The sequence below is a fragment of the Xylophilus sp. ASV27 genome (genome assembly GCF_016428875.1).
GTDB lineage: Bacteria > Pseudomonadota > Gammaproteobacteria > Burkholderiales > Burkholderiaceae_C > Xylophilus.
Genome location: NZ_JAELTO010000204.1, coordinates 1 through 3,008, shown reverse-complemented (window position 1 = coordinate 3,008; position 3,008 = coordinate 1). Strand labels below are relative to the sequence as shown.

Annotated in this window: 2 protein-coding genes and 3 pseudogenes; 1 reads left to right on the top strand and 4 read right to left on the bottom strand. The window is 71.5% G+C overall.

Annotated elements, in window-relative coordinates; translation table 11 throughout:
- The 3 genes and pseudogenes from JHD63_RS25105 to JHD63_RS22205 all read right to left on the bottom strand — a co-directional run.
- Nucleotides 1-381, bottom strand: a pseudogene (locus JHD63_RS25105) (hypothetical protein); the annotation flags it as partial.
- A gap of 21 nt (nt 382-402) precedes the next feature.
- On the bottom strand, nt 403-669 hold the full coding sequence (locus JHD63_RS22210; RefSeq protein ID WP_198972955.1) for a DUF2164 domain-containing protein: 267 nt from the start codon (nt 667-669) through the stop codon (nt 403-405).
- Between the two features lie 25 nt (nt 670-694).
- Nucleotides 695-1,870 carry a low temperature requirement protein A gene (locus JHD63_RS22205; protein WP_198972954.1) on the bottom strand — a complete coding sequence of 392 codons (1,176 nt, stop codon included), beginning with the start codon at nt 1,868-1,870 and terminating at the stop codon, nt 695-697.
- A 135-nt stretch (nt 1,871-2,005) separates the two neighbouring features.
- Between JHD63_RS22205 and JHD63_RS22200 the strand changes: the two are divergent.
- Nucleotides 2,006-2,821: pseudogene (locus JHD63_RS22200) on the top strand (ExeA family protein); the annotation flags it as partial.
- Here JHD63_RS22200 and JHD63_RS22195 read toward each other — a convergent pair.
- Nucleotides 2,755-3,008 (bottom strand): annotated as a pseudogene (locus JHD63_RS22195) (hypothetical protein); the annotation flags it as partial. The pseudogenes JHD63_RS22200 and JHD63_RS22195 overlap by 67 nt on opposite strands.

The window sequence follows — 3,008 nt, the reverse complement described above, 5'->3', positions numbered from 1 at the left end:
TCGGTGAAGCTCGGGCTGCAGGCCAAGCGCAAGCGCGCTGGCTGGAGCCTGCCCTATCTGGAGCACCTCATGGGCATGGGAGCGGCTCTGGGGATGGGGGGCTCTGGTTAGATGCGATTGCCCTGGCCACGCGGGCTTTGTGCTATCAATTATGTAGTGCTCGGGTTTCAGCGCCAGCCCGACGAAGAAGCAGCGCCGGAACACCGCCGCCGACAGCCGCTGCCGCGCCCGGTGCCCCGGCGCCATGCCGGCCAGCGCCGGCAGCAGCATCGCCAGCGAGCCGCCCAGCGCCACCGCCAGCACCACGGTCGAGGTGGTGAACGACAGCCCCGTGGCCTGCACCAGCCCGTCGCGCCGCAGGCCCAGCGCCTGCTGGAGCACCTGCGCGCCGGCTCAGACGCCTCATCGCCCTGCGCGGTCGAACTTGCGCCAGTAGGTGAAGGCGTCTTCATGGATCTCGATGTCCACCTCGGCCACCTGCGCCTGCAGGCGCTCCTGCACGTCGGCCACGGCCTGGTTGTAGATGACCGGGCCGATGTCTTCGAGGAAGAAGTTCAGCAGCGCGCCCGCTGCGATGTTGCCGATGCGCTCCTCCATGTTCTCCTTAAAGTAGCGCTCGATGGAGGCGACGGCTTCCTTGCGCGCGTCCTTGGAAATCTCGATGCTCATGGGCCATGTGCTCCGTTCCGTGTCCTCAGCCGCGCGCCGGCCGGCGCAGCGCGATGCTCTCCCAGGCCGCGACCAGCAGCAGCACGCCGGTGCTCAGCGCGCTCAGCGCGACGGCCGACACCGCATGCGCCAGCGGCAGCAGCGCCAGCAGCAGCGCCAGGCCGGCCAGGTGCGACAGCGGCGGCGCCACGCGCTCGTTGGTGGTCCACTTGAACATCGCCGTGCCCAGCAGGTAGAGCAGCGGCCCGCCCAGCAGCGCGGCGATGGCGGCATTGCTCGCGTGGTCCGGGTGGGCCAGCGCCAGCTCGTCGGCCACCGCGCCGACGATGATGCCGGCCACGATCGGCACATGCAGGTAGGTATAGGCCGCGCGGGCCTGCCGCCCCGGGTCCTGCGCATGCAGCATGCGGTGGTGGGCGCGCTCGGCGCCGGTGTCGAAGTAGATCCACCACATCGCGATGCTGCCCAGCAGTGCCGACAGGAAGGCGGCGGCATTGCCGTCCCACTTGAGTTCGGCGAAAGTCGCACCCGTGACCAGCAGCGACTCGCCCAGCGCGATGATCACGAACAGGCCGCAGCGCTCGGCCATGTGGTTGCCGTCCACGTCCCAGTCGGCGATGCTGGAGCGTCCCAGCCCCGGCACCCGGAAATACAGCAGCGGCCCGGCCAGCTCGACCAGCAGCGCCAGCGCCCAGCAGGCCATGCGCGCCGGCCCCTCCATCCAGCCGCCGGCCAGCCACAGGCCGCCCGAGGCGCAGAGCCAGACCAGGATGCGCTGGAAGTTGCGGCGCAGGCCGGCGCGCTCGCCGCGCACCGCCCACAGGAAGAACAGGGTGCGCCCCACCTGCATGCAGACGTAGGCGCCGGCAAACCACGGCCCGCGCGCGCCGAAGGCCTCGGGGATCGAGGCCGACAGCAGCAGGCCGGCGGCCATCAGCAGGAACATGCAGAGCCGCACCGCCAGCCGCTCCGGGTCCAGCCAGTTGGTGACCCACGAGGTGTAGATCCACACCCACCACACGGCCAGCAGCAGCATCGCCACCTGGAGCGCGCCTTCCAGGCTCAGGTGCTTGAGCAGGGTGTGCGACAACTGCGTGACCGCGAACACGAACACCAGATCGAAGAACAGCTCGATCATGCCGACCTTGCCGCTGTCATGGCTGCCGCGCGTGCGCAGCAGGCTGGGCGCTGTGCGTGTCATCACTCGTTTCCCTTCTTGCGACGCCGCGCCGCGGGTGGCGCAGATCATAGGCAATCCCATTGCGCACGGCCGCGCGGCGGCGCTGCGCCCAGGCGCTTCATGCCCGCGTTGCCGGCTCCCGGTATTCTCCGGGCCATGTACGCCTCCTTCTTCGGTCTGCGGCACGAGCCGTTCTCCATCGCGCCCGACCCCCGCTACCTGTTCATGAGCGAGCGGCACCGCGAGGCGCTGGCGCACCTGCTCTATGGCCTGGGCGGCGGTGGCGGCTTCGTGCTGCTGACCGGTGAGGTCGGCACCGGCAAGACCACCGTCTGCCGCTGCTTCCTGGAGCAGATGCCGGCCGACTGCAACGTCGCCTACATCTTCAACCCCAAGCTCACCGTGGCCGAGCTGCTGCGCTCGATCTGCGACGAGTTCGGCGTGGCCCATGCCCCGGCCGTGCCCGGCGCGGAGACGGTCAAGGACTGCCTCGATCCGCTCAACGCCTTCCTGCTGCAGGCGCATGCGGCTGGGCGCAACAACGTGCTCATCATCGACGAGGCGCAGAACCTCTCGGCCGACGTGCTGGAGCAGCTGCGCCTGCTCACCAACCTGGAAACCAACGAGCGCAAGCTGCTGCAGATCGTGCTCATCGGCCAGCCCGAACTGCGCACGCTGCTGGCGCAGCCGGCGCTGGAGCAGCTCGCGCAGCGGGTGATCGCGCGCTTCCACCTCGACGCGCTGTCGCAGGCCGAAACGCAGCACTACATCGCCCACCGCCTGGCCGTGGCCGGCCTGGCCGGGCCCCCGCCCTTCGACCGCCGCGCGCTGCGGCGCATCCACGCCGTGGCGCGCGGCGTGCCGCGCCGCATCAACCTGCTGTGCGACCGCGCGCTGCTCGGCGCCTACGCCAGCGGCGTGCGCACCGTGGACGCGCGCACCGTGGACCGCGCCGCGCGCGAGGTGTTCGGCGGCGCGGACGGCGCCCTGTCTCTTATACACATCTGACGCTGCCGACGAAGAGAACCTAGTGGGGGTGTGGGGGGGGGGGGGGGGGGGGGGGGGGGGGGGGGGGGGGGGGGGGGGGGGGGGGGGGGGGGGGGGGGGGGGGGGGGGGGGGGGGGGGGGGGGGGGGGGGGGGGGGGGGGGGGGGGGGGGG

Coding starts and splice junctions, on each gene's coding strand:
- JHD63_RS22210 (WP_198972955.1), bottom strand. CDS start 669: ATGAGCATCGAGATTTCCAAGGACGCGCGCAAGGAAGCCGTCGCCTCC.
- JHD63_RS22205 (WP_198972954.1), bottom strand. CDS start 1,870: ATGACACGCACAGCGCCCAGCCTGCTGCGCACGCGCGGCAGCCATGAC.